General features: G+C 51.6%; 17 protein-coding genes. 10 read left to right on the top strand and 7 right to left on the bottom strand.

What is annotated here, in order from left to right:
* Positions 1-3 precede the first annotated feature (3 nt).
* From pelF to THEAM_RS04055, 5 genes are all read right to left on the bottom strand, one after another.
* Entirely contained in the window at positions 4-1,491 is a 1,488-nt protein-coding gene (gene pelF / locus THEAM_RS04075; RefSeq protein ID WP_013537560.1) for a GT4 family glycosyltransferase PelF, read from the bottom strand.
* Positions 1,484-2,467, bottom strand: coding sequence for a tetratricopeptide repeat protein (locus tag THEAM_RS04070; protein WP_013537559.1), 984 nt, complete (start codon positions 2,465-2,467; stop codon positions 1,484-1,486). Before THEAM_RS04070 ends, pelF begins: the two co-directional genes overlap by 8 nt.
* A 1-nt stretch (position 2,468) precedes the next feature.
* Positions 2,469-3,710: a hypothetical protein gene (locus THEAM_RS04065; RefSeq protein WP_013537558.1), complete on the bottom strand. Its 1,242-nt coding sequence runs from the start codon at positions 3,708-3,710 to the stop codon at positions 2,469-2,471.
* 1 nt (position 3,711) lies between these two features.
* The gene (locus THEAM_RS04060; protein ID WP_013537557.1) at positions 3,712-4,158 is read right to left on the bottom strand and encodes a lipoprotein; all 447 of its coding nucleotides are present in this window, start codon (positions 4,156-4,158) and stop codon (positions 3,712-3,714) included.
* A gap of 255 nt (positions 4,159-4,413) precedes the next feature.
* A complete protein-coding gene (locus THEAM_RS04055) occupies positions 4,414-5,358 on the bottom strand; it encodes an SDR family oxidoreductase (RefSeq protein ID WP_013537555.1) in 945 nt (314 codons plus the stop codon).
* Positions 5,359-5,449: 91 nt separating this feature from the next.
* Between THEAM_RS04055 and murC the strand changes: the two genes are divergently transcribed.
* Together murC and THEAM_RS04045 are read left to right on the top strand one after the other, a co-directional pair.
* Positions 5,450-6,790, top strand: a complete 1,341-nt coding sequence (gene murC / locus THEAM_RS04050) for a UDP-N-acetylmuramate--L-alanine ligase (protein ID WP_013537554.1) — start codon at positions 5,450-5,452, stop codon at positions 6,788-6,790.
* 1 nt (position 6,791) lies between these two features.
* Complete coding sequence (locus THEAM_RS04045; protein ID WP_013537553.1) at positions 6,792-9,281, top strand: DNA polymerase I; 2,490 nt, start codon at positions 6,792-6,794, stop codon at positions 9,279-9,281.
* On the opposite strand, the gene THEAM_RS04040 is transcribed toward THEAM_RS04045, so the two are convergent.
* Positions 9,278-9,583, bottom strand: a complete 306-nt coding sequence (locus THEAM_RS04040) for a NifB/NifX family molybdenum-iron cluster-binding protein (RefSeq protein WP_013537552.1) — start codon at positions 9,581-9,583, stop codon at positions 9,278-9,280. The two genes, THEAM_RS04045 and THEAM_RS04040, sit on opposite strands and share 4 nt — an antisense overlap.
* A gap of 34 nt (positions 9,584-9,617) precedes the next feature.
* Between THEAM_RS04040 and THEAM_RS04035 the strand changes: the two genes are divergently transcribed.
* From THEAM_RS04035 to THEAM_RS04000, 8 genes are read left to right on the top strand one after another with little or no spacing between them, the layout of a single operon-like run.
* The gene (locus THEAM_RS04035) at positions 9,618-10,289 is read left to right on the top strand and encodes an O-methyltransferase (RefSeq protein WP_013537551.1); all 672 of its coding nucleotides are present in this window, start codon (positions 9,618-9,620) and stop codon (positions 10,287-10,289) included.
* A 46-nt stretch (positions 10,290-10,335) separates the two neighbouring features.
* On the top strand, positions 10,336-11,655 hold the full coding sequence (locus THEAM_RS04030; protein WP_013537550.1) for a nucleotide sugar dehydrogenase: 1,320 nt from the start codon (positions 10,336-10,338) through the stop codon (positions 11,653-11,655).
* Positions 11,639-12,757: a DUF1565 domain-containing protein gene (locus THEAM_RS04025; RefSeq protein WP_013537549.1), complete on the top strand. Its 1,119-nt coding sequence runs from the start codon at positions 11,639-11,641 to the stop codon at positions 12,755-12,757. Before THEAM_RS04030 ends, THEAM_RS04025 begins: the two co-directional genes overlap by 17 nt.
* On the top strand, positions 12,745-14,283 hold the full coding sequence (locus THEAM_RS04020; RefSeq protein ID WP_013537548.1) for a glycosyltransferase: 1,539 nt from the start codon (positions 12,745-12,747) through the stop codon (positions 14,281-14,283). Before THEAM_RS04025 ends, THEAM_RS04020 begins: the two co-directional genes overlap by 13 nt.
* Position 14,284: 1 nt before the next feature.
* Positions 14,285-15,430 (top strand): biotin/lipoyl-containing protein, encoded by a 1,146-nt coding sequence (locus tag THEAM_RS04015; protein ID WP_013537547.1) that lies wholly within the window; start codon positions 14,285-14,287, stop codon positions 15,428-15,430.
* A 13-nt stretch (positions 15,431-15,443) separates the two neighbouring features.
* Complete coding sequence (locus THEAM_RS04010; RefSeq protein WP_013537546.1) at positions 15,444-18,044, top strand: right-handed parallel beta-helix repeat-containing protein; 2,601 nt, start codon at positions 15,444-15,446, stop codon at positions 18,042-18,044.
* Positions 18,028-19,857 (top strand): SPOR domain-containing protein, encoded by a 1,830-nt coding sequence (locus tag THEAM_RS04005; protein ID WP_013537545.1) that lies wholly within the window; start codon positions 18,028-18,030, stop codon positions 19,855-19,857. The genes THEAM_RS04010 and THEAM_RS04005 overlap by 17 nt, the downstream gene beginning before the upstream one ends.
* Positions 19,857-21,944, top strand: a complete 2,088-nt coding sequence (locus THEAM_RS04000) for a tetratricopeptide repeat protein (protein ID WP_013537544.1) — start codon at positions 19,857-19,859, stop codon at positions 21,942-21,944. The genes THEAM_RS04005 and THEAM_RS04000 overlap by 1 nt, the downstream gene beginning before the upstream one ends.
* On the opposite strand, the gene THEAM_RS03995 is transcribed toward THEAM_RS04000, so the two are convergent.
* Positions 21,941-23,350, bottom strand: coding sequence for a mannose-1-phosphate guanylyltransferase/mannose-6-phosphate isomerase (locus THEAM_RS03995; protein ID WP_013537543.1), 1,410 nt, complete (start codon positions 23,348-23,350; stop codon positions 21,941-21,943). The two genes, THEAM_RS04000 and THEAM_RS03995, sit on opposite strands and share 4 nt — an antisense overlap.
* Between the last annotated feature and the right edge of the window lie 43 nt (positions 23,351-23,393).

Genomic DNA, 23,393 nt, shown 5'->3' with positions numbered 1-23,393 from the left:
CCCCTAAACACTTACCCGAATAAACTCTTCGTATATGGAGCGGTAACTCTCAAGGAAAGAGTCGAAACTGTAGAAGCGACTCACCCTGTTAAACGCCGTTTCGCTACACCTGCTCCACAACTGCGGTTTCGTAAGGAGCTCCACGTAGGCTTCGGCGGCTGCCGCCGGGTCTGCAACGGGAACCACCCTGCCCGCCCTTCCGAGGGCAACGTCTTCCTCGGAGAGCCCGCCGTTTATCAGCTGAGGGCACGCCCCCACATCGGTGGCAACAAACGGCACTCCGGCGGCGAACGATTCAAGTATTACAAGGGGCATCCCCTCGCTTATCGACGTAAGGGTTGCAACCTTAACCTGGGAGAGGACTTCCTTCACGGGACGGAAGCCGGTAAACTTGACAACTCCGTCGAGCTTCAGAACCGAGACAAGCCGCCTACACTCTTCGTAGTAGGAAGGGTCTTCGTCGGTAGGCCCTACAATCCAAGCCTCAAAGTCGTCTATCTTATCTGCAACTATTCTGGCGGCTTTAATGAAGGTTTTCACATCCTTAATGGGAACCACCCTGCCGATGAGGGCCACAACGTTTTTCCTCCTCTTAACGGCCCTCACCTCCTCAAACTGTGAAACGTCTATACCGTTGGGGATAACCCTCGTCTTCTCGGGCGGCGCCCCGAGGGATATCTGGGCCTCTCGGGCCTTATCGAAGAGGGAGATTATGACGTCTGCAGAGAGGTAGGCTATTTTTCCCAAGCTGTAGAAGAAGTTGATAAGCATCTTCTTGAAGTAATCTATCTCACCGTACTCCCTCTGGAAGAAGTAGCGGTGCTTTGTAAACGTTTCCGAGCTGAGGATGTCTATTTTCCTCTCCCTTGTGTAAATACCGTGCTCTGTGAGAACGAAGGGAATCCCCCGACTGTTTTTCAACATCGACGCCACAAAGCCGGCATAACCGGTAGAAGGGCTGTGGACCAAGTTGGCACTGGGCAGCTCCCCAACGCTTGTGGCAACCCTCCACAGGGGCAGGTGGGAGTTCCTCACCGACCAGAAGTAATCTACAAAGGGGAGCTCGCCGGCGTACTTTATGCACGCCTCACAGATGTACTCCCAAGAGCTTCTGCCGTAAAGGAACTCCTCCTCCTCGATAACGGTGGTAAAAGTCTCAGGGTCAACGGCAGGGTAGGGAACCTCATCGTAGTCGGTTTTTAGGTAGTCGTGAAGCGTTCTCACCCTGTGGAGGAGCTCCTCGTCGAACTTCCTCGGGGCGGGAGGAGGAAGCTCACTCTCCTCAAACAGGAAAATCTCCCTGTAGAAGGTGAGGTTATCGGGGAACGTATAGGCCGGCTCCCCGTAATCTTCACGGCGACTTCCTATGAAGAAAACTCCGAAACTGTACTCCTTAAGGTTCCTCACTAAAGAGTCAATCCACGCAGAAACACCTCCCCTGATGTAGGGGTAGGTTCCCTCGGCAACTATAAGAACGTCGGGCTTAAACAACTTTCCTCCCCTGCCAGAAGTTCTTCATAAACACAACATCCGGGTGGAGGGAAAGGGGAAGCTCACTGAAGAGCTCTTTCACCCTCTCTACGTTCCCCTTCTCAAACTCTGCCTCGGCAAGGTAGGGAATGGCCCGCTTCCTCGTAACCGGGTCTCCCGATATGTAAGCCTTGCGGAGAAAGGGATACGCCTCTTCTTTCTTGCCGTACTTTAAGAAAAGCCTACCGACGAGGAAGAAGGTCTCCGGGTCTTTTATCCTCTTAACCGACTCCTGGGCCCACCTGAGGGCCTCCTCTATTACGAACTTCTTAAGCTCATCGTCTACAAGGTTGTAGTAGAGGAGCTCCCAGTAACTCTGGGCTATCTCTTTGGCCAGCTTTCCCTTTTCAACCTCGGAAGAGGCCACCGAGAAGCGCTCCTTCAAACGGGCTATCCGCTCGTTCAAGCGCCCCTCAAGCCTGGAGACTATCGAGAAAGCGGCAAGGCGCACCTCATCGGCACCGTTAAGCAGGGCCTTTTTTGCTATCTCTATTGCAGAAGGAGTTCCAAGCTCCTCAAGGAGTACAAGGGCATCCTCCTTAAGGGCTTCCGGCTTCTGCGAGAGGAACCTAACAACCGACTCCCCGTACCTGCGGGGAGCCACCCTCACCTTTTCGAGGGTAAGCTCCTCAACCGGTATCTTCTCTAAGCCCAAAGGCTCCTCTTCCCTCTGGAACCTCAGAACAATCAGGAAAAGCGGAATGTAGAGCAGGTACCCGATAACCGGCAGGAGGAATATGGAGAGGAATATTCCGAGGAAATTCACAAGCCTTCTCGAGTAGCGCTTCGGAAGGAACAGGAAGATAATCAGCGAAGTAACCAAAGAGAGAACGAAGTGAACGCCGATAAAAACCAGCGGCGAGTACAGAAAGAGGGTCACAACAAAGGCCGCAAAGAGAAGAATTAAAGAAACAAAGGCCTTTACTATGAACTCCATTCTACACACCCACCACAGAGCGGATTTTCTCCTCTATAGCGTCGTCAACCTTAAGGACCCTGTAGGGAGGAAGCTCATCGGAACCGAACGTCCTCTCGTAATCCCTGGCTATCCTATCGAGGAAGCCCTTAGCCGACGACGCATCGGAGAGGGGAAGGAGAACAAAGTAGTAATCGCTACCGTTACCCCTGAACGAATCCATAAAGTCTACAGCCCGTAAACGCTCCTTAAGGAAGAACCCGAAATCCTCTGAAGGGTGGGGCAGCTTAAAAACGACAACCGTACTATCGGCCTTGAGCCTGGAGTAGAGCTTCTTCAGGATAACAACCTCCCTCAGGAAGTCGTAAGAGAGAGGTAACGTTGCAAGCTCAACCGGGTTAAGGTTTGAGAGCCTCTCAACCTCGTTGAGGAACCAGTAGAGGATAACGCTCAGCGAGAGAACAGTATCGGAGTTCAAGTAGTTAAAGGGAATCTTCCTGAGGACAAAAAGGCCCAGGAGCCTATCGTCGTTAACGTAGCTGTAAACCGGGATAACCGCAAGGTAGGAAGAGTTACCGTTAATCTCCGAAAGGAAAACCGATTCTCTTGAGTCGAGGGCCTTCCTCACAAGGGGGTCTTCAAGGTTCAAAGGTTCCGACGGCCCAACGGCGAGAATCGAGTGGAAAGAGTCGTTGGAGTACCTGTAGAGCTCGCCGCTCTGAACGTAAAAGGCGGCATCGAGTATATCCCTGAGGACTTGGAAAGGGCCCTTATCACCTTGAGAACGCCCCATAAGGGCCTCTTTCACCTGGGCAACAAGGCTACGTATGCTCACGGGCTTTACAAGGTAGTGCTTCTCAAGCTGGTCGTGAGATAGCTTAAGAATCATAGAGTCGGAGGCGAAACGGCGGAGCTTATCCTGAAAGTAATCGTTCTTCTCCTGGAGAATCTCTATCTTCTTGCTCCAGAAGTAGTGGAACTCACCTACAACCACAACGTTAAGCAGGTGCCACAGTATCGTCCTCAGTGGGAAGTTGGGGTAGAGCAGTTTGGCCAACAACACCTCCACGATAAAGGCAACAATACCGTAGGCCAAACCGTAGTAGAGGGTTATAACGAGGAGGAGCAGAAAGACCGGACTTATGGGCCCCGTCAGGTAAAGGGGGTCCGACGGGTTAAAGTAGTGACCCACAAGAGTAAACAGGACAACGAAGAAAACAACCTCAACAAGGACGAACTTTACTCCCAGGTCCCTAAACAGCATCTTAGAAAGCCTTCCTAAAGAGTTCTTGGGTCAGAACGCCGAGGGACTTATTGCCCCATTCGGTGGCAGAAAGGGTTCCGGACGCGTAAGTCCTGCCGGTTTTCGGGTTCTCAACCATGTAGGTAACGCTGACGGCAGGCTCTCCGTCTATCCCAACCTTGTAACGCCACTCGTTTACAGAACCCCTTATTACACAGTCGAAACGCTGAAGCTCAGACTTGGGAACCTCATTCTCGAGGAGGATAACCTTGTACCCCTTAGAGCGCAGAACTCCGTAAGCGATGGCAGCTACCCTTTTACCTGCCAGAGGGGTTTCGGAGTAGTTATCAAAGGGGACTATGACGCAAACCTGGCGCTTAACTTGAGTGACGGGAGAGGTATTGGTCACAACGGTCGCACACCCGGAAAAGAGTAACCCAACGGATGCAATAGCTAAAAACTTCTTCATGGCTAACCTCCGGAAGTTTAATGTTTAACTAAATATAAAGATAGCAGCGGTGAACCCCGATTCCCCCACGAAGTTTGTTTATTATCAGGTTGAGCGTATTCTAACTAAATGAGGCATTAGATATGTTTAAATATTTTAAAAGAGTCAACCTTCCAATAGGGAAAAAAGGGCACGAACGTGAGAAAAGGAGGAGAAAACGGAACGCAAAGAGCGGACGGATACGCATAACCACCTCAAATATAAAGGTTTTTTAACTTAGTTCTGAATCAAAACTTCCCTAATCAGATTGGAAAGACCCTCTTTAACCGAAAACCGAGGGGAAAAGCCGAGCTTTTCAAGCTTCGATATGTCTGCAACCGAGCGTTTAATATCACCCGGCCTCTCGGGAAGGAAGCGGATTTCCGGAAGTGTACCTACAATATCCCTTATGTAGTCAAGGAGTTCAAGCAGTGAAGTCTCCTTCCCCGTTCCCACGTTGTAGACCTCTCCCGGAACGCCCCTCTCTTCGGCGATGAGGAGGGCCGAAACCACGTCTTTAACGTAGATGAAGTCCCTGGTCTGCCTACCGTCTCCGAAGATATCTACGGTTACAGGCTCTCCAGTTAAGTAACGCTTTACCCGGTCTATGAAAATAGAGATGACCCCCGAGTAGGGAGAAGACGGGTCCTGCCTCTCCCCGAACACGTTGAAAAAGCGCAGTGCAACACCCTCTAAGCCGTAGAGCCGAAAGGAGTTTACAACGTAACGCTCCGAAGCGTACTTATCAACTGCGTAAGGGGTAAGAGGGCTCACCGGCATCTCTTCCCTTTTGGGAAGCTGGGGGAGGTCTCCGTAAACGGCCGCAGATGAGGCAAAGATAAAACGCTTCACCCCCCTACTTACCGCAGACTGAAGCAGGTAAAGGGTTCCATCGCAGTTAACCCTGTGGCAGTAAAGGGGTTCCTCAACGGAGCGCTGAACGGAGGCAACGGCCGCAAGGTGAAAGACCGAAGAGAAGTTAAACTCCTCAAATAACCGCCTCACCAACTCTTCGTCTGTAACAGAGCCCTTTACAAATTCCAGGGAAGAAGAGTCGGGAAGGTTGGAAAGCTTTCCGGTAGAGAGGTCGTCGAGAACTACCACTTCCCTTCCCTGAGAAAGTAGGACCTCTACAAGGTGGGAGCCTATAAAACCGGCACCGCCTGTAACGAGAACTGACATGTTTCCCCCCTTGTTCTATCTTATCACTTCGGAGATATCCCCCCAACGGCGGAGAATTATAATACCTTCCAGCCCTCAAAGGAGGCCTCAGTTGAGGATACACATTGTAGGAATAGGCGGAATAGGGATGTCGGGCATTGCCCTGATACTCAACGAAAAGGGGTACAGCGTTCAAGGGTCGGACCTGAGAGAGAGCCCCATAGTAAAAAGACTGAAGGAGCGGGGTATAAAGGTCTTCATCGGTCACAGCCCGGAAAACGTTAAAGGGGCCGACGTGGTTATACACTCCTCGGCGGTAAAGCCTTCGAATCCGGAAATAGTGGAGGCCAAAAAGCTCGGGATTCCAGTGATTCCCAGGGCAGATGTGGTTTCGGATATCATGCGCCTTAAAGAGGGTATAGCCGTAGGGGGAACCCACGGAAAAACCACAACCAGCTCTATGATAGCCACGATACTCCACTCGGCCGGCACGTCGCCTACAATCCTCGTTGGCGGGAGGCTCCCCTTCCTGGGAGGTGATAACGCCGCCCTGGGCAGCGGCAAGTGGATAGTTATTGAGGCCGACGAGAGCGACGGGACGTTCCTGAAGCTAACTCCCACCCTATCGGTGATAACGAACGTAGACAACGACCACCTTGACTTTTACGGCTCACCCGAGGAGATAGATAAGGCCTTCACGGCCTTTGCAAACAGGGTGGCGTTCTACGGCAAGGTTTTTCTGTGTATCGAGTGTCCAAGGGTCAGGAAGATTTCTCCTAAAGTGTACAAGAGGAAAGAGACTTACGGGTTTGAGGGGGCGGATTTTACCGCAGAGGAGGTAACTCAGGTAGGGCTCAGCTCTATTTTCACGGTTAGGTATAAGGGGAAAAAGCTCGGGAAGGTAAGGCTCAACGTTCCCGGTAAACACAACGTCCTTAACGCTTTAGGGGCTATAGCCGTTGCCCTGGAAACCGGAGTTCCTTTTAAGGAAGCGGCAGAGGCCCTCGGGCAGTTCAGGAACGCAAGCAGACGGATGGAGTTAAAGGGCACCGTGAAGGGGATAACCTTCTTCGACGACTACGGCCACCACCCCACGGAGATAAAGGCTTCCTACGAGGCGATAAAGAGCGCATTCCCGAATAGAAGGGTGGTGGTTCTCTTCCAGCCCCACAGGTTCAGCAGAACGAAGCTCCTGTGGAGAGAGTTCGTAGAGACCCTCAAAGGGTTTGAGAATTTGTTCCTGTGCGATATTTACCCGGCAGGGGAGGAGCCGATAGAGGGGATAGACTCCAGGAAGCTGGCCTCTGAATGCAAGGCCGTTTACGCAGGCGGCCTTGAGGAGGCCTGCAAGTTAATGGCAAAGGTGCTAAGGCCGGGAGATGTGTTCCTGTCTTTAGGTGCAGGCTCCGTCACGAACGCTTTCAACCTCATATCGAAAGAGATGGGAGAGTAGTATGGATAGGGTTTTCCTGTTCGACGGCACCGGGCTGGCCTACAAAGCCTACCACGCCATTAAAGGGCTATCGACAACCGACGGATTCCCCACAAACGCCGTTTACGGCTTCGCAAGGCTTTTTTTAAAAATGCTCAGAGAGCTGAAACCCCGCTACTGTGCGGTGGCGTTCGACGCCGGCCGGAAAACGTTCAGGAGTGAGATTTCAAAGGACTACAAGGCCAACAGGAAACCCACCCCCGACGACTTTAAGGTTCAGCTTCCCTACATTAAGGAGTTTCTAAAATGCCTGGGGGTTAAGGTGCTGGAGCTCCCGGGCTACGAAGCAGACGACATTATAGGAACGCTCGTCAAAAGGCTTCAGGAAAAGGGATTTGAGGTTGTAATTGTAACTTCCGATAAGGACATGAAGCAGCTGCTCTCCCCGAGGGTTTCGATTCTGGTACCTCCGAAAGGTAAGGAGAAGGCAAAGTGGATAGACTACAGCTCCTTTAAGGAGGAAACCGGCATAGAGCCCGAAACAGTACCGGACCTGTTCGGGTTGAGCGGAGACAGAACGGATAATATACCGGGAGTTCCGGGGATAGGGGAGAAAACGGCCCTAAAGCTTTTAAGGGAGTTTAAAAACCTTGAGGGTATATACGAAAACCTCGACAGACTCCCTAAAGGCCAGAGGGAAAAGCTGGAGAAGCACAGGGAGTCGGCCTTTAAAAGTCGGGAGCTTGCCAGGATAGAGACAAACGCTCCTGTAGATGTGGCGCTTGAGGAGCTTCTCCTGAAGGAACCAAACGGCGAGTGCCTCGGGAAGCTCATAGAGAAGCTCCAGATGAGGAGCCTGTACGGAGAGATTGAGAAGCTCTTCCCCAACATCCGGTTCTCCCCTCCGCTCCAAGAGGGAGAGGAGGTTGAAGCAGACGAGATTAAATCGCTGCTCACAGCCGACCTTCTGCCCAAAGAGGTTGCCACGGCAGAGGTAAAGGGTGGGATTTACGTAGCCGCCGACGGCAAGTTCTCGAAAGTAAGCCCGAGAGAGCTTCCAGCCCTCGCAAGGGGCAACAAACTCTACGTGTTCAACCTGAAAGAGCTCTACCACACCGTAGGAGCCGAGCTCAAAAAGTTAAAGACCTTCGACATCTCACTGGGTTACTACCTGCTGAACCCCCTACTCAAGGACTACTCCCCGGAGCAGGTAATAGGGAACCTCCTCGGAGCAAAAGTTGAGCTTCCCGTCCACCTACACCACGGTATAAAGGCGGGCAAAGAGGTAGAGAAAAAGCTCAAAGAGGAGGGACTCTACAGGCTCTACGCCGAGGTGGAGCACCCCCTAAGCTACGTTCTGTACAAAATGGAAAAAAGGGGGGTTCCCTTCTCTGAGAAGGCCCTAATGGAACTCGAGAGGGAGCTGGAGGAGAAGATTTCCGAGGTGGAGACCAAAATTTTCGAGCTGGCAGGCGAGAAGTTCAACTTGAACTCGCCGAAACAGCTCTCGAAGGTGCTGTTCGAAAAGCTCGGGCTCAAGCCGGTAAAGAAAACCCGGTCAGGCTACTCAACAGACGTTGAGACCCTGACAACCCTCGCACTCGAAGGCCACGAAATAGCGGTTCACATACTGGACTACAGGAAACTATCGAAACTCCTCAGCTCGTTTGTAAAGGCCCTCCTAAAGAGAATAGACGAAACCGGAAGAGTGCACGGCAATTTTATCCAGACAGGAACGGCAACCGGCAGGCTCAGTTCGGCAGAGCCGAACCTACAGAACCTTCCCGTTTCAGACCCCCTTTCCCTCAGGGTGAGGAGAGCCGTCAGGGCCCCCGAAGGCTACACTCTGGTGTGGGCCGATTACTCTCAGGTAGAGCTGAGAATACTGGCCCACCTGTCTCAGGACAGGAACTTGATAGAGGCGTTCTTAAAGGGGGAAGACATCCACACCGAAACGGCAAAGCACCTGTTCCACACCCGGCAAATCACCGATAGAGAGAGGCGAGTTGCAAAAACCGTCAACTTCGGCATCATCTACGGGATGAGCCCCCACGGCCTCGCAGAGAGGCTCTCAATCCCCCTTCAGGAGGCAAAAGATTACATAGAGCGCTACTTCCAGAAGTTTCCGAAAGTCAGAGAGTTCATTGAAGAGACCGTAAGAGAAGCCTACAAAAAGGGGTTTGTAGAAACGGCCTTCGGCCGGAGAAGGCCCCTGCCGGAGCTTAAAGAGAAGAGCTTCCACAAGAGGAGCTTCGGCGAGAGGGCCGCAGTGAACACAGTAATCCAGGGAACCGCCGCCGACATTATGAAGATGGCCATGGTAAACCTGCAGCCGGAGGCGGAAAAGCTCAACAGCTACATAATACTCCAGGTACACGATGAACTCGTACTCGAAGCCCCAGAAGGGGCAGAAGAGGAGGTAGCCGCCAAAGTAAAACAGGTAATGGAGGGAGCAGCCAACTTGTCGGTTCCGCTGACAGTAGAAGTGAAAAGCGGCAAAGAGTGGAGCTAAGAAAAGAGCGCTTCCAACGCCTTAGCCAGCGTAGGGTACTCCTCCTTAACTACCTCTACACCGTAGAGTTTAAGCCCCTCTTCGGTTTTGGGGGGAAGTTCCCTGCCGACAACCCGCTTAACGCCGTAAGAGAGTAGAAGCTCAAGAAGCTCCTGCTCGTCCTTTGCCGGGTTCTCGTAAAGCTCAAGCCTCAAATCACTCCCCTCAACAGAAGCCAAGAAGAAGAGGGGAGCTTCTATAAACGAACGGGCCACCGGTGAGTCAAGCCCCCTATCCTCAACAACGGGAATTGCAGTCTTCATAAAAACCTCCATAAAAGTAGTAGAATATCTGTAAATGGAATTTAAGAGGTGGAGGAACCTAAGCGAAATTTTACCCCAGGACGTAGAAGAGTTCTGCAACAGCTTTAACAGCGAAGAGCCCATACTCAGAGAACTTCGAGAGCTGGCAACAAGGGAGAAAGTTCCCATCCTGCTCCCCTCAGCAGCACAGCTACTGAGGCTCATAGTAAAGCTCCGCAAACCCCGAAAAGTTCTCGAGGTGGGAACGGGAATAGGCTACAGCACCCTCACCATCCACTTTGCCAGCCCCGAAAGCTCCATTACAACCGTAGACTCTAACCCGAAGAGGCTAAAAACTGCAGAGAGCTTCTTCCAGAGGGCAAACGCCCCCGTAGAAACCGTTCTGGCCGACGGCCTCGAGTTTATGAGGGAGGCGCTGTCGGCGGGGGAGGAGTATGACCTCATCTTTATCGATTCAACAAAAGGAGAGTACCCGTTCTACATCTATAAAGTTGAGGCCCTTCTATCCGATAGGGGTATCGCCATCTTCGACAACGTCCTGTTCAGAGGTCTCGTTGCAAAAGACGAAGAGGAGATACCCGATAAGTACAAAAGGAGCACGAATCTTCTTAAATTATTCCTTAATCAATTGGTTAAATTTCCAAACTATTCCACAATTATCCTACCTATTGGAGATGGATTTGCGATTCATCAACCACTTCGATAAAGAATTTTGTATATTTAACCACGCATAAGTTAACGGGAGGGGTTCTATGGAAAGAAAACCGAAAGTAGCAGTCATTGGTATGGGCTACGTAGGTATCGTTGGAGCAGTGTGTTTGGCAAAAATGGGCCATGAAGTTGTGGGAGTTGACGTTAACGAGAGGAAAATCTCCATGCTAAAGAAGGGGAAGCTCCCCATTTACGAAACGGACCTCGACAAATACTTTAACGAAGTTAAAGATAAACTTACCTTCACAACCGACACTAAAGAGGCAGTAAAGGAGACCGAGCTCTGCTTCGTCTGCGTTGGAACTCCCTCAAGACCCGACGGAGAGGTAGACCTCTCCTACGTTAAAGCCTCCGCAGAGGCAATAGGGGAGGGCCTCAAGGAGAAAGAGGGCTTCTACACCGTTGTCTACAGGAGCACCATTCCCCCCGGAACATCCCACAACCTCATAATACCCACCATAGAGAAACACTCCGGCAAGAAAAGGGGAAAAGACTTCGGCTACGCATTCAACCCCGAGTTCCTCCGAGAGGGAACGGCCATCTACGACTTCTTCAATCCTCCAAAAACGGTCGTCGGGACGGAAGAAGAAGAGGTGGCACAGCTCCTATTCGACATCTACAAAGAACTTCCGGAGGCCAAAATCAAACTCCCCATAGTAGAGTCTGAGATGGTCAAGTACGTAGACAACGTATGGCACGCAATAAAGGTTGCCTTTGCCAACGAGGTGGGGTACTTTGCAAAGCGCCACGGAGCCGACGGAAGGCTCGTTATGGAGGTGTTCTGCAAAGACAGGAAACTGAACCTATCTCCCTACTACCTAAAGCCGGGATTCGCCTTCGGAGGTTCCTGTTTGCCCAAAGACGTTAAAGGCTTTGTAGCGATAGCCAGAGAAAAGGGAATTGAAATTCCCCTGATAGAGCACGTAATGCCCTCAAACAGGAAACACATAGAGAAAGCCAAAAAGATGGTTGAAGAAGTGGTTCCGAAAACGGAGCCGGTAACCATAGTAGGCCTTGCATTCAAGCCGGGAACCGACGACGTCAGAGAGTCGCCGGCAGTCTACCTTGCGAAAGAGCTCCAAGAAGCCGGATACACCTTAAACTTCTATGACCCCCTCGTGAAGAGGGAGCACATCGAAGGGTACTTCGGAAAGGGGTTCATAGACTTCTCAAAAGTCAAGTTCCTCAACTCCCCCGAAGAGACCTTTAAAGAGAAGAACCTGGTTTTAACCGGGAGCTTCAAGGAAATCCCCCAAGAGCCCGAAGCCTACGAGGGCAAACGGGTATTCGACCTTAACGGTCTACTCTACAAGCGCAACGACCTGATAGAGAGGTGTGAATACTATGGAATGTGCTGGTAAGGCGCTTAAGCTTTTAAGTCTATCTGTGGCCTTACTCATAACAGCCACCGGCTGCTCAACTGCAGCCCAAAGAGTCCAGACAGAGCCGACCCTGCCGCCAGTAAAAATCTACAACGGCGGCAGGGTCTTCTTCGTGTCCCCGGAGGGGGACGACGACAACACTGGCCTCTCCTCAAAGTACCCCCTGAAACACATACAGAGTGCCCTGGAGCTTGCCCAACCGGGAGACACAATAGTCCTGATGCCGGGAACCTACCGAGAAAACATCAAAACGGTCAGAGACGGCCTACCCGGAAAACCAATCACAGTAGTGGGAACCCCGGGAAGCCTCATAGTGGGGAACGACAAACCTAAAGGGCGCATAATCGACGTCAGAAACAGCTACATTCAGCTCCTCCACCTGAACATAAACGGCCAGTTCGCCGACTGTACAGAGGAGAACTGCTACCACGACAAGCTCATATACATCCACGGCTCACCGGAGAAGATGCTATCCGGCATAAGGGTAGAGGCCGTTAACCTGAAAAACGCACTGGGAGAGTGTCTGAGAATCAAATACTCCGAAAACAGCGAAATAGCCTGGAACTCGATATCCCACTGCGGACTTAGGGACTTCGTATTCGGAAGGGGGAAGCAAAACGGGGAAGGTATCTACGTAGGAACTGCACCCGAGCAGACCCACGGCCACCCGGACCATACAAAGAACATACTCATAAGGTACAACACCATAGCCACCTACGGAGCCGAATGTGTAGACGTTAAGGAGGGAGCAACCAAAATCGTAATAGAGAACAACGTGTGTCTCAAAAGTATGCAGAAGACAAGCGGGGGGATATCGGTAAGGGGGAACCGAGAGGTTATACGCTACAACATAGTTTTCGACAACAAAGGTGCCGGAATAAGGTTGGGAGGGGACACAAAGGAGTTCGGAATAGAGAACGAGGTAACCTACAACTTCCTCGACAACAACCTTAAAGCCGCCTTAAAGATAATGAGGACTCCTCAGGATAAGATGTGCAGTAACCGCTCAACCGATACAGAGAAGCTCTACTACCCTAAAGAAAAACGATTTATGGGGGCCTTTGAACCTTGCAACAGATAATCTACACGATTATCTACATCCTCTTCCTCATAGGTTACGCCCTTTGGCTATGGCCGATATACTTCGTGCCGGAAGCGAAAAGGTACCTAATCATCATCGGAGCCATAGCCGCCTGGAGGTACACCTGGTTCATCATCAACGCACTCAGGGCAACCTTTTACAAGAAGGTCTACTTTCCCACAATCAGGAAGAGGGCAAGGGCCCTGCCGAGAGAGATGCTGCCCAAGAACGTATTCATACTGGTCACAACCTACCGAATCCCCGAACACATCTCCATAAGCGTTTACAGGGCCGCCATAAGGGAAATCATAAACTGTGCAAACAAAGGTATGAAAGCCACGCTTATCGCCTCTGTCGTTGAGAAATCGGAGGAGAACCTCGTTAAGAAACTCTGGACCACCCTCAAACCGCCCCAGAATACAAAGCTGATAATCGTTCGGTTTGCCGGAACCGGAAAGAGGGACGGACTGGCTGTGGCCTTCAGGGCCCTGCTCAAAGAGCCCGTAAACCTTAAAGACGCAATCGTAGCCCTTGTAGACGGAGACTCCATACTGACAGACGGCGTTATGGAGAAGTGTGCAGAGCTCTTTGCCCTCTACCCGAAGCTGGGGGCCGTAACCACAGACGAAGACTGTATCCTTGAGGAGAAGAACTTTGCCTACAAAGTTTACAAACAGTGGTATAAACTCCGCTTTGCCCAGCGCGACACCTACATGGCCTCCGCCGCCCTCTCAAGGCGCGTTCCGACCCTAACCGGAAGGATGTCCGTTTACAGGGGAATCCTCTTCCTGGACCCTGAGTTTACAGAGACCGTCCAGTACGACTTTATAGAGCACTGGCGGATAGGATGGCTGCGCTTTTTAACGGGAGACGACAAGTCCACCTGGTACTACGTACTGAAGAACGGGTGGGAGATGCTCTACGTATCGGACGCGATGGTGTACACCCACGAAGACCCTCCCGACCCGAACTTCCTCAAAGGCGCAACCATGCTGATGATGCGCTGGTACGGTAACTCCCTTCGGGCAACCTACAGGGCGATGAAAATACCCTCCAGTATCGCCTCTCTCTACATGTGGTACATGATAAGGGACCAGCGTATAACGATGTGGACCGGGCTCTACGGCCTACTTGCCGCAATACTCGGAGAGATAAAGTGGGGCGGCGGAATAATATTTGCCTACTTCTGGTGGATACTCTTTACGAGGTTCATAATCATCCTCTACTACGCCATGCAACGGGGCTACTACTACATGTCGTGGCCCTTCTTCCTCTACTTCAACCAGATATACGGCTCACTGGTGAAAATCTACATCACCAGTCACCTCTACAGACAGAAGTGGACAAGACAGAAGACGATTCTGGCCGGAGAGGAGACCATCTGGGATAGGCTCTACGTAGTGGCAACATCCCACATGGAGCTTGTGGCAAAGATACTGACCTTCTTCATACTAACGGGCTACTCGGTCGGGTTCTTCAACATCTACGACCTGATTAACCTAACAAGAATTTTCGGGGGAAGGTAGAATGAGCGAGGAGAAGAACCAGAACAACATAGGGAAGATGAAGTTCCGGGCGGAGCCGACCCGCCACTTTCCCAGGTACAGGATACCCGCCTACATAGAGATAGACGGGAAAAGGTACAAGCTCAAAGACTGGTCAATCGGCGGATGTGCAATCATAGGCCTGCCGGAGGAGTACCTCCAGAAGCGCTGGGCAACCGGTAACCTTATCGTTCCGTTCGACACTTTCGATACCGTTATAAAGAACATAAAGCTCGAGTTCCTCAGGAAAAACCCCGACGGGACAATAGGGTGCAGGTTCACAGAGCTCCGCCCCGACCAGATATCCCTGATGCAGGACATAATAGAGGCCTACCTTGAGGGAAGCATAGAGCCTTCGGTAGACGAGTTCATAAACACCATTAAAAGGGAAGACCTCAGAGAGGCCCTGGAGGCGAGAAAGCCCAAGGCTCCCAAAAGGGCTGAAGCAGAGGAGATACTCAGGAGGATATTCATAACCTTCCTCTTCGTGGTTATCATACTGACGCTGGTTATCTTCATTCTGGAAGCCCTCTACACCCGTGTTTACCTGGTCAGGGCGGTATCGGCCTTCTACGATGCGCCTTTAAAGGTTATCAGAACCCCCGCAAGCGGCTTTTTCAAGTTTAAGAACCCTATCCATCCGGGAGACCGGATAAAGAAAGACGAGATTCTGGGATTTATGAACGTTCCGGGCTTAGTGTCGTTTGTAATCCCCTCGCCTGTAGAGGGAACGGTTACCAAGGTGTTTGTTACGAACAACGACGCAGTGAGGGAAGGGGACCCTCTGATGCTGGTCCTGCCCAAAGGGAAGAGGGTTTACGTTTTCGCCAACATACTCCACAAAGACCTTGAAAGGGTCAGGGTGGGAGACACGGCAAGGGTGATAAGGTTCGACGGCAAGGTGATAATAGGCAAGATAGTGGAAATCAAGGCCTCGCCTTCCCTTGCGGCTCTCCACTCCACCTCGCCTATGCCGGCCTACTCGTTCGCCTGGAACTACGACAGGGTAAAGATTGAGCTTCCCCCCGACAGCTGCTCACTGGACGACATAGGAAACTCGGTAGAGGTCCAGATAGACCTCACCCCTCCCCTGCTCAAACCGGTTTTCGCCCTACTGCCTAAGTTTTAGTTAGGGGCCCCAGATGAAGAAGCTGATAAAAACCGTCTCCTTAGCCCTTGCGTGGGCGGCACTTTCGGGTGCCGCCCGTGCGGAGAGCCCTCTTGTAGTGGAGAAAAACCCACCGAAAGTTTACCTTGAGAAGTACTACAAGAAGCAGGTAATAGTTCCCTACTTCAAACACCCGAAGCTGATACTGCCCAAAAAACTGGAAAAGAGAGTATCAATCCCCTCGTTTGAAGAGGTCAGGAAACGGTACTCCCCCGAAAAGCTGTCTAAGCCTTTCAGAAAGACGAAGGTTCATCAGGTCAGCCTCGTACCGGTGAAGTTCATGTTCTTCCTTCCCTTTGAAGACTACTTTCTCAAGTGGAGTAAGTACCCGAACCTTAAGATGGTTATCCTCGAGAAGGGTAACTTCACCCTCGAGGAGCTTCACAGAATTGTGGGTAACCGCTACCTTGAGAAGAACAGTAGGCACACTTACACCCTAAAAGCCCCGATGTTCATAGGGGAGAAGGCAAAGCTCTTTATAAAGGGAGAAACCCTTAGGCTTGCTTTTAACCCCGGCGCCCCCATAATGAACGCCGGAGAGCTGAAAATAGTAAACTCAACGGTCCTCACCTGGGATACAGAGAAGAACCGGTACCTGCCGCTGGGAAAAATCCCGAAGGAGGCCTACTACCTCTACGGGGTAATCCCCCAGAGGCCCCACATACTCACGATAAGGGGAGGAAAAGTCACCGTTGTAGGCTCAACGGTAAAGGGGCTGGGATACAGGGGCCTCTTCTCCTCCTTTGGAATTTCGGTAAGTCAGTGGGAGCTGGAGAATAAACTCTTCCACTCTCCCATAGCCAACCTGTTCATAAATCTGTCGGTTCCGCTGAAAGAGTTTGAAACGCCGCAGTTTGTAGAGCTCTTCACGCTCCACAGAAAACCGGTTGCATACATTGTAGGGAACAACCTGGAAGATAACTTCATGGGTTTCTACTCCAACAACACGAAAAGGGCCGTTTTGATAGCAAACATTCTGAGGGACAACTTCCAGTATAACGTTGACCCCCACGACTGGAGCAGGAACTTAATCGTAGGCTACAACCTCATAGAGGGGGCCCACAAAGCCCACGGAATCGTCTTCTCCAGGTACGTTACGGGAAAAATCTTTAGAAACCTCTGCATGGGCAACCACGGAGCGGGCGTGATGATGGATAGGCGCTCGTCTGCCCTTATAGAGGGGAACGTTCTGCTGGGGAACAGGCTCGGAGGGGTTTCCCTCCTTGAAAGCGACAACGTGTTCATAGAGAAGAACTTTATTATGAGGAACGGAGCCTACGGGGTTTACGTGAGGAACAGCCTCAATGCCCAGGTGATGAACAACCGGATAAGGAGGAATCTGGGCTCAGGGACGGAGGTTTCGGTTATAAACATCCTCTACCAGAGTTACAGAAACTTATACAGGGACCCCTTCCACCTTGCGGCCTCGGCCTGGACACAGGGCAACAGCTACGAAGACAACCTAAAAAGCGCCATAAAAACGTTTTTCGGCGGAATAGCCATATACAAAAACGGCTTTAAGGCGAGCCCCTTCATCTTCAGCGGGGATTTAACCCCTTACACCGAGGAGATTTTGAAGTACCAAAACTCCCGCCCGGTAATAGTTCCGGGAATCGGGGACCCCAGCCTTATAAGGGAAACGGTTCCGGAGTTTAAAGAGGCCTTCCTCAAGCTCGAGCAGAACCTGTTGAAGGCCGGGAACAGGGAGGCCCTTGTACCGATAGCGCTGATGAGGATTATAGAGGCGAGGGAGCAGGTAGAAAAAGGCATAAGCAGCGTTAAAGAGTTCAAGAGCTCGGCCTTGGCATCGGGGGTGAAGCTCCTGATAGAAGCGGCACAGAACGGCCAAGCCGATGCAGTTTTAGAGCTGGGTCTTACGGCCCTCTCCCTTGCAGAAGAGGGCTCTCCCCTTTTTAAAGAGGGGGAGGTTCTCCTCTCGGAGGCGGCCATTCTCGGCTCCAACAAAGCCTACTACTCACTCTACCTGCTGCCCATTTTGAAAGACCGAAAAGAGAAGGAAAACGTTGAGATAGCTTTTAAAGAGGCTCAGAGGCGCATCAGAGAAGGGGTGCTCCTGGAGAGTAAAGTCTGGGGAGTTGAACCGGCCGAAAGGGAAGCGGAAGCGGAAGAGGCGGTGAAGCTCTCCTACAGGAAGTTCAGGAAGCTCGAGGCAAAGTTTGGAGGAGTTTGGGGAGTTTTAGACGCAAAAGCAGAGAGAATAGCAGATAAGGCATTCCAGAAAAAACTTGCACGTATGGAGAAGAGGATAAAGAGAAAAAACGTTCGCTTCTACCGCTACTTCCGTTGGGAGGAAAACGTCCTTAAAAAGGTCGGAGACGAGTACCTGGAGCAGAACCCGGACCTCATAAGGTTCATAGAAAAGAAGCTTACCGTCTCGAAAGTATGGCGGCTCAAGCTCAAAATGACCGGGAAGTCCGACTTTGAGGAGGTTAAACCGGAAATAGCGGATATCCTCTCGAAGATGAACCAACTCAGACCGAAAGACAAACAGGTAGACATCGAGGCCGAACTTTCCAGAATTAAGAGGAGGTACTTCGGTGAGGAAGTTCATTAATATAGCCGCTCTCTTTCTCCTTCTACCGGCAACGGCCTTCGGGCTTGAGGAGGACGAATACTACTGTATTCAGGTAGCATCGTCTCCCGGGAACCTGGACCTTCTAATAGAAGAGGCAAAAGAGCTTCAAAACCAATTCCCCCAAGTAAGGGTAGAGAAAATCGGCCACATGTACACGGTGAGAGTGGGCTTTTGGAAAGACTTTAAGAAGGCAAAGAGCGCCCTATCCGAAGTTAAACAGCTCTTCCCCAGCGCCTTCTTAAGGGACTGTTACTATAAACCGCAAAGGTGGGTCTTCCCCGCCCGAACCGAAACGGAGAAAAGGGCAAACAAAATAGAAACAAGGGAAACAGCTACCGAAAAGGGAATTCCGGAAAAACCCGGCAAACCTTCCACCTCTCCCCTCTCCTTCAAGTGGGAGGAGGAGTTCGAAAAGGTAAAGTCGCAGATAAAGGTAACTGAGCCCAAACTTCCGCAACCGCTGAAGCAACCTACAGAAGAGGAAAAGAGGGCAGAAACCGCTTCCTCCAAAACCACCACCTTTATAGGAGAGACCTACCTCTTCGTAGACGGCTCCTTTGTAGAGGGGCTCGACCCGAGAACCGGGTGCAGAAAGAGGGGCAGGGAGCTGATAGGAAGGCTCGGCTACAGGTTCGTCACAGACCTTTTCAACTCCTTTTCGGTATGGGGCGACATCTACGGAGGAATCGGCTACCAGCGGTTCCGGCACACAACAAGGAGAAAAGGCTGGTGGGACATCAGATACCTATACCTCAACACGAAAACCTTTGAAGAGAGGAACACCCCCGGCTACGACCTCTCGCTGGGTAGAATGCCGCTACTTGAGCCGAGGGGCTTTTGGTACAGGAACTACTTAGACGGCTTAAGGCTCAGATACCAGAGCACCTTACTGAACTGGTACCTGTTTGCAGGAGGCAGGTTCAGCGACTCAAGGGTGAGCAGTAGCGAGGAGAGGATAAACCTGCAAGGTTACAGGTACTTGGTGGCCAGGGCAGACTACCAGTACTACTACAGGCAACACTTGGGCTTCTTCTTCATAAAGGAGTACAAGAAGAGGTTCTCAAACCTCAACGACCCCAGCGTTTGGAAAGGGGTAAGGCCGAAAGAGAACCTCAACTGGCTCGGAGTGAGGCTAAAGGGAGAGAAGGAGTGGGGCAGCTACTGGCTGGACTTGGGCTACATGTGGGGCAAAAGGGGCTTCACAGACTCAATCGAGCAGGACTGTACGGCCTACAAGGTTGTCACCGCAACGTACTACAAGGGCGTTCACGGTATAGGGGCGGAAATCGGTGCAAAGAGACTCCTCGGTGATGAGAGAAACAAAGGAGTGGGCTTCCGGTTTGCAGTTGGTCAGGGAAGTAACAGCAGAACGGGGAGCACGAACTTTTACCTCCCCAAAATCTCAACATCAATGTCTTACCTGTTTGGGCCCAACAGAATCAGGTACTACGGGGAGCTTGCAAACCCCGACCTAAACAACCTGGTGCTCCTTTCGCTCTTTGGAGGCTACAAGGTAGGGGAAGATACTTGGCTGGAAGCAAACCTCATCAAGTACCTGCAGTACAAAATCTCCCCCTACGCTCCCTTCTCGAGGTACTTCATAGCTCCCAACGGTAAAAGCAGAGACCTGGGAACAGAGCTCGACCTGCTCATCGATGGAGAGATAACCGGCAACGGACGCTGGAGGTACGTTGCCGCCGGCACCCTGTTTATCCCGGGAGGGGCTTATTCCGGGAAGCTCGACCAGTGGAACGCCTACGGCGTCTTCTTAAGAATAAAGAGGTACTGGTGATGAAACGGCTTGCTCTACTTATCTTAGGGCTGAGCGTGGCCTTTATAAGCTCCTGTGCAGACATAAAGCTGGCAAAAGAGTACTACGCTCAGGGCAACTACCCGGCAGCAGTCAAAGAGCTTAGACCCCTCGTGAAAAGGGGCTTTCCACAGGCCTACTACCTATACGGGAAGCTAATTGTAGAGGGTAAAGTTAAGGGGGTGCCCCCCGAAGAGGGAGTGAAGTTCTTGGAGCTCGCCTACGAGAAGGGGATTAAGAAGGCGTTACTGGATATAGCGAAGTTCTACTTAAAGGAAGGAGAAGTTAATAAGGCGATAAAGTACCTAAGGCTCGCCTCAGAAGAGGGAGTTCCGGGAGCACAGGAGCTTCTCATCAAAACCTTGATAAAGAACAACCGGGTAAACGAGAGGGTAATCGGGCAAGCGTTAGCACTTGCCCGGCAGAACCCTCAGCTCTACAAACTCCTTGCAAACTACTACCTTGAGAAGGGAAACGTTAAAAGGGCCGAGGAGCTCTTAGAGAAGGCCTACAAGGCGGGGATTGAAAAGGCGGGCCTGACGCTTGCCTCACTGCTTATAAGGGAGGGGAAACTCTCCGAGGCAGAGAAGCTCCTGGAAGAGCTCTACGTAAAGTACGGGGATAAAGAGGCCGCTCTTAAACTGGGAAAGATTTACGAAATTCGGGCCAAAAGCCTTAAACTGAGCTACTGCCCGATTGTCACGGCAAAAACACCCGAGGAGTTCTTTAAGGCAAAACTGAAACTTCAGGCAGAGAGGAAAGAGTACCTGTTAACCGCCCTCAGGTGGTACGAAAGGGCCCTTCCGCTCCTTGAGGCACAGTATCGGGTAGCCAGGGTAAAGTGGGAGCTTTCGGGTAACAGCTGCGGCGACTTTAAAACCATCCTGCGGTTTGCCAAACTGGGCGTAAAGCCGGCAATAGCAGACCTTCAACGGCTGTACGGGGCGGCAGGCAGGTGCCCGGCTCCGCCGCAGATGGAACAAGAGAGGAAAGAGCTTCGCCGCCTAAAGGAGCTCTACGGAGTAGAAGTGAAAGCCACAAAGGAAAACCCGTCAGAAGTACTCTTCAAAAGGGGGATGGAACTTCTAAAGTACAACCCGGAAAAGGCCCTTAAACTCCTTGAAGAGGCGTGCAGCTACGGTAATACCAAGGCGGAAATAGAGCTGGCCCTGTTCCTCAAAGATAAAAACCCCCAAATTGCCGGCGCAGTGCTCTACTACTACGCAAAGGTAAAGGGGGTACCGAGAGCTATGGTTGCCCTGGCGAAGCTCTACCTCAGCGCCGGCAACGAGGAGAAGTACCTCTACTGGATAGAGAAAGCTGCGAAGCTCAGGTACACGCCGGCCATGAGGCTCTACGCCCTCTACCTGATAAACCACAACCGGGAAGAGTTGGCAATCAAACTACTAAAAGAGTGGGAGGAGGAAGGTTACTGTTTTGCAGCAATACTCCTCGGGGCCATATACGAAGGGGACTACGGGGACCTTCCGATAGACTTTAAAAAAGCCGAGTTCCACTACAAACTGGCCGTTGAAAACGGCTGTGTAGACGGTTACTACAGGCTCGCAAGGCTTTACAACTTCCTCAACAGGCCCAAAGAGGCCCTACCGCTGGCAGAGGAGTACCACAGACTCGTTCCCAGCCAGGTGAAGGGCCTGGTGCTACTGACGAGAATCGAGATGAACCTAAACAACTACCAAAGGGCGGGGAGTTACCTTTCGCAGGCGATAGAGATGGGATACATACCCACCTATAACGAGATAGCCCAGCTTGCAAGGTTCGTACCCACAAAACTTCTGCTCTCGGGACAGGTAAGGTACAGGAGCTACATGGTTGTAGCCATGAAACTGGGTAAAAGTAACTTCCCCTTAAGCTTCTGCCTTGCCTACGAGGCAGGCCTTCACAAGGCCCCGAGGGCCGCAATGCTGATGTTTAACCTCGCCTCCCTCGTAAATACGAGGGAAGACGCACTGGCGATAATAAACGCAGGAAAAAGGGAAAACTACTGTAAAAACCTGATAGAGCGTAGGCTGGTAACGGTTGTCAGGGTGTTAAAGGAAGGGCGTTAAGCCCTTCCGTAGTCGTCCTGGAACCTTACGATATCGTCTTCTCCCAGGTACTCACCAACCTGAACCTCTATAACCTCGAGGGGAACCTTTCCGGGGTTCTCAAGCCTGTGGGGAGTGGTTTTGGGTATGAAAACGCTCTCGTTTTCGTGGACGAACATCTCCTGGTCCCCTATGGTGACCTTAGCAGTTCCCTTAACCACTATCCAGTGCTCGCTCCTGTGGTAGTGCATCTGGTAGCTGAGCTTACCGCCGGGCTTAACGGTAATCCTCTTTATCTTGTAACGCTCACCCCTGCCGAGCTCTATAAAGTGGCCCCACGGCCTGTAAACGAGGGGATGGGTCATGGCGTAGCGGGCAAACTCCGGGTCGGCCTTTAAAGCTTTAACAATCTCTTTAACTTTTTGACTCTCACCCCTCTTGGCCACAAGGGTCACATCCTTTGTCCCGACAACCATAACATCTTCAAGGCCTACCGTCACGATTAACCTATCGCCCTCAAAGTCCCTGTTGAGAACCAGGCTGTTCTTGGTCTCAAGGAGGAAGGTTTTATCGTCCTTCACGTTACCGTTGGAGTCCTTTGGAAGCAGGTCGTAGATTGAATCCCAACACCCCACGTCGGACCACACAAAGTCACACAGAATAACGGCGGCCCTGTCGGTCTTCTCCATAACGGCGTAGTCGATGGAGATATCGGGAAGGGTATCGAACCGTTCGAGGGCCTCCTGGAAGGTACCCCCGAAAATCACTTCGTAGATTTCAGGAGCGAACCTCTTAAGCTCGGACGTAAAGGTCTCTACGGTAAAGGCAAACATACCGGAGTTCCAGTAGTAGTTGCCAGAAGAGACGTACTCAAGGGCCTTTTCAAAGTTGGGTTTTTCTACAAAGCGCTCCACCCTGTAAACGTTACCCTTAACCTTTTCTCCGAGGAGGATGTAACCGTAGCCCGTTTCGGGCTTGGTCGGCTTTATACCGAAGGTCACTATGTATCCCGCCTTCGCGGCCTCCTCAACCTCTACAGAGAGGTTTTTTATAGCCTCCTTCGGCCTGATGAAGTGGTCCGACGGAGCAACAAAAACCACCTCGTCTGCAGACGCCCCCTCCTCAAGGAGGGCCCTTACCGCTAAAGCTATAGCCGGAGCCGTATTTCTGCTGGACGGCTCTAGAACCAGCGAAACCCGGGAGTTATCAACCCCTATCTGCTCAAGCTGGTCCTTAACGAGGAAGGCATAGTCTTTCCTCGTTGAGACGAGAAGGTCTTGGGGGGACAAAAAGGTCAGGAAACGCTCTACCGTGTCCTGAAAGAAGGATTTCCCGGAGATAAGCTCTATGAACTGTTTCGGGTAGTTGTTACGGGAGAGTGGAAAAAGCCTCGTTCCCGAACCCCCTGCAAGGATTATCGCCTTCAAGGTGTCCCTCCGAAGAGTTTTTATTTTTAGCCATTCTAACACA

Source organism: Thermovibrio ammonificans HB-1 (assembly GCF_000185805.1).
GTDB classification, from domain to species: domain Bacteria; phylum Aquificota; class Aquificia; order Desulfurobacteriales; family Desulfurobacteriaceae; genus Thermovibrio; species Thermovibrio ammonificans.
The sequence above is the reverse complement of the archived record's forward strand: the minus strand, read 5'-3'. Positions and strand labels throughout refer to the sequence as shown.